The organism is Leisingera sp. F5 (genome assembly GCF_001593695.1).
In genome coordinates this window covers 1-2,821 of sequence record NZ_LUKH01000330.1, presented here as the reverse complement: position 1 = coordinate 2,821, position 2,821 = coordinate 1, and the positions used below count along the sequence as shown (strand labels likewise).

2 protein-coding genes and 2 pseudogenes are annotated in these 2,821 nt (G+C 54.8%); 2 read left to right on the top strand and 2 right to left on the bottom strand.

Annotated elements, in window-relative coordinates; translation table 11 throughout:
- Nucleotides 1-625: 625 nt before the first annotated feature.
- Nucleotides 626-769, top strand: a pseudogene (locus tag A2I95_RS29745) (IS701 family transposase); the annotation flags it as partial.
- Between the two features lie 10 nt (nt 770-779).
- Nucleotides 780-1,013 (top strand): annotated as a pseudogene (locus tag A2I95_RS29740) (transposase); the annotation flags it as partial.
- A gap of 269 nt (nt 1,014-1,282) precedes the next feature.
- On the opposite strand, the gene A2I95_RS29735 reads toward A2I95_RS29740, so the two are convergent.
- Both A2I95_RS29735 and A2I95_RS29730 read right to left on the bottom strand, forming a co-directional pair.
- Nucleotides 1,283-2,215 carry an ornithine cyclodeaminase family protein gene (locus A2I95_RS29735; protein ID WP_291735672.1) on the bottom strand — a complete coding sequence of 311 codons (933 nt, stop codon included), beginning with the start codon at nt 2,213-2,215 and terminating at the stop codon, nt 1,283-1,285.
- Nucleotides 2,216-2,356: 141 nt separating this feature from the next.
- Nucleotides 2,357-2,821, bottom strand: a 465-nt coding sequence (locus A2I95_RS29730; protein ID WP_291735671.1) for an amidase family protein, incomplete at its 5' end; no start/stop codon positions are given.

Below are 2,821 nucleotides of genomic sequence, written 5' to 3'. Positions count from 1 at the left end.
GTCTTGGTGCGCATAGCGACGCTCACGGCGACGCTCACGGCGACGCTCACGGCGACGCTCACGGCGACGCTCACGGCGACGCTCACGGCGCGGCACATGAGGCTGCTCATGGCGAAACAGAGGGGCAAATGCAAACACATAATTAAAATGACTTTTAGATTCAGAACTTAAGGGGGGAGAGTTATCTCTCCCTTTTCTATTTTCCCATATTTCCTTCGGGATGTATGAGATAGCTGCCCGGCCTCAACGCCCATGGGACATATTGAGAGGACTGATTAACGGAGGATTTCTGGTTTATCATTATGACGATGAGGAATGATGATTTCCCGTGGTCCAAAACATTGAGGTCGTTGAGATGGATGGATTTCAAGAAATACCATGGGAAAGTCGGTTGCGATCAGAATGTGTTATAGCCGCTGCTGATCGGGGCCGATTTTTCAGCCAATGCACTAGGGTTAGTACTACAATTGCGTTTGTTTTGGATTTCTGATTCATCTTTCTCTGGGATTGGGAGGGATGAGTCATGTCTGTTTCGGATTGGGCGGGCAGCGTTTCAGATTGGTCGCATGCACTTGAAGGCTTGAAGGATGTCATCGCCCCTGCGTTCAAACGTTCTGAACAACGCGCCTCCGCGGGCGTGTTCATTGATGGCCTGTTGTCTGGAGCGGAGCGCAAGACGGGCTGGATGCTGGCGGAAGAAGCCGGGTTGGCGCGGCCCTCTCGGATCCAGTCTTTGCTGGGACGGTCATCCTGGTCAGCGGATACGCTGTGCGAGCGGGTTCGGAGAAGCGTTAAAAGACAAAGAGATACTCGCATGCATTCCTGACCGGAAACAGCGGAAGGAGGCGGTGAAATACGACCAGCGCCGCAATCGGATTGAGATCATGTTCAGCAGGCTGAAGGATTGGCGGAGCGTCGCGGTCCGATACGGCAGGTTCCCGAAGGTCTTCCTATCAGTCATCGCTCTACATTGTAGGCAACTTTTCTGGCACCGAAGGCTATGTCAGCTATGACTCTGCTGTTTCCTATGAGGCCGAGGGGTGGAAGGTGACAACCGGTGTCCGGTACACAGACATTGGCAGTGCAGATTCCGCGATTATTTCGTTCACCGGCAACGACGCATTCTCAGCGGGCGTGAAGATCAGTAATAGCTTCTAAAGCCGCCTTAAAAAATCGCGCCGTAGCCGTTCTGTGAGCCATCTGTTCAGGCTCACAGAACGGCTACATCACACTGCGCGAACTGGCCCCTCTACAAGGCTGCGGGGGCCTGTTATGTTCTGGTTCAGCTCTGTTTATAGGCCAAGATCGCCGCGCTTAAATCCTCGATCGCGGTTCCCACGCCTTTGAAAAGGGTTATTTCCTCGTGGTTGCCGCGCGGGAAAGCCTTATCGGCGCAGATGTTTTTCAATGTCCCGGCGATTTCCGAGCGGGCCAAGACGCCATTTTGGATCGGAGTGATCAAATCGCCGCTTTCGCGGAGTGCGTCCTCGGTGTCGATAAACACGCTTGCGCGCTCGATGGCGTGGTCATCGGCTTCACGCATTTCGGGAGTAAAGCTGCCGATGAGGTCGATGTGCTGCCCGCTTCTCAGCCATTTTCCCTTAATTACTGGTGATTTGGCGAGCGTGGCGCAGGACACCACATCGGCCTCGGCAATGCCCTCTTCAGCCGTGTCGATGACGTCGGCTGTGATCCCCAAAGCGTTCAGATCAGCGGCCATGCGCTCAGCATTTTCTCGGCGAAGATCATGCACTAGGGTGTGCTCGATCGGCAGTACCTCCCGATATGATAGGGCAAGGTTTCGACCAACCCGTCCAGCACCGATAATCAAATGCGCGCTGCTGTCGGGGCGTGCAAGACGCCGCGCGGCAAGAGCTGACGCGGCAGCGGTACGTCGTGCCGTCAATTCGCCCCCGTCCAGCATCATCAAGTGTTCGCCGGTGTCACGGTCGAAAAGGATGTAGCTCGACGATATGGCAGGAAGGTCCCGACTGGTATTGCCAGGAACGACGTTGACCAATTTGACGCCGCCGAAACCTTCCTGCTGCCATGCCGGCATCAGTAAAATAACGTCATCTTCGGCAGCGGTGTTTCCAACGTTGTGTTGGTGACGAAGCGGAGTCTCGTATTCTCCGCGAAAGCCATGATCGATAGCCTCCACGAGTTTGTCGAAGGGAAGAGCGGCGCGAGTAGCCTCAAGGTCGAGAACTTTCATAGGTTTCCCCTATTGCAAGTTTGTAACTGATAACCGCATGGGCAATTGCCCGATGCAGCAAGTCGGCTTCTGCCGCGATGATCCCAGAAAGGTGCATCACTGCAGAGGCCGGAATGCTGAAATTCAATTTCCTAACTGATTTCAGTTGTTGGCGACGTGGATGCCGGGGCGCCGAGCGGTCCAATTCGTAGCTTCTTCGAGCTGTGCCGTAAGGTTGAGCAGAATATCCTCTCGCGCGACCGAGGACGCAATCTGCACACCGGCCGGCACACCGTCCACTATGCCGGTGGGAACTGCGATCGCAGGCTGTCCCGTCATGTTGAATGGGGCGGTCGAATTAAACCGAGCGAATAGTTCATCGTAATACTGATCGATGGTCCAGTCGGGATGGTTCTGGTTTGAATCCCCTAGCGGAAGCGCCAGATTCGCATAGGGTGGAAGAACTACTGCATCATAGGCCGAGAAGAATGTTCCCATCTGCTGGCAGATGCCCGACATGATCTGAATGCCCTCTTCAATCATCGGGGCGGTTATCTTGAGACCGGCCTCCGCGCCTCTGAGAGTACAGGTTTCAAACAATTCGGTGTTGGGTTCGACCCCTAAGGC

Excerpts from the sequence above, each read along its gene's own strand:
- A2I95_RS29735 (WP_291735672.1), bottom strand. The coding sequence starts at position 2,215 with ATGAAAGTTCTCGACCTTGAGGCTACTCGCGCCGCTCTTCCCTTCGAC.